Annotated in this window: 1 protein-coding gene; it reads left to right on the plus strand. The window is 67.0% G+C overall.

Features of this window, described 5'->3' with window-relative positions; all coding sequences use genetic code 11:
* A partial coding sequence (locus VQ03_RS29795; protein WP_048454553.1) for a toprim domain-containing protein occupies window positions 1-717 on the plus strand: 717 nt, incomplete at its 5' end.
* Window positions 718-722: the final 5 nt, after the last annotated feature.

Genomic DNA, 722 nt, shown 5'->3' on the forward strand with positions numbered 1-722 from the left:
CTGCGCCTGCCGGGCAAGCTCGCCGATTGCTCGAAGGCCGGGGCCGCGGGCTCCGAGATCTTCATCGTCGAGGGCGATTCGGCCGGCGGCTCGGCCAAGCAGGCGCGCGACCGCGCCACCCAGGCGATCCTCCCCTTGCGCGGCAAGATCCTCAACGTCGCCTCGGCGAGCCGGGACAAGCTGGGCGCCAACCAGCTCCTCTCCGACCTGATCCTGGCTCTGGGTTGCGGCATCGGCAACCAGTACCGGCACGACGACCTTCGCTACGAGAAGGTCATCATCATGACGGATGCCGACGTCGACGGCGCCCACATCGCCTCGCTGCTGATCACCTTCTTCTACCGGCAGATGCCGAAGCTGATCGAGGAAGGGCACCTCTACTTGGCGGTCCCTCCCCTCTACCGGCTGACGCAAGGCGCCAAGAGCGCCTATGCCCGGGACGACCGGCACAAGGAGCAGCTGCTCAAGACCACCTTCAAGTCGGGCAAGGTCGAGATCGGCCGCTTCAAGGGCCTGGGCGAGATGATGCCCGGGCAGCTCAAGGAGACCACGATGGACCCGAAGAAGCGCACGCTGCTGCGGGTCGAGGTGGTGGAGGAGGCGAAGGCCGCCACCGGGGACACGGTCGAGCGGCTGATGGGCAACAAGCCCGAGGCGCGCTTCGCGTTCATCTCCGAACGGGCGGTCTTCGCCGACGAGATCGAGCTCGACATCTGATCCGG

This window comes from Methylobacterium tarhaniae (assembly GCF_001043955.1).
Taxonomy (GTDB): Bacteria; Pseudomonadota; Alphaproteobacteria; order Rhizobiales; family Beijerinckiaceae; genus Methylobacterium; species Methylobacterium tarhaniae.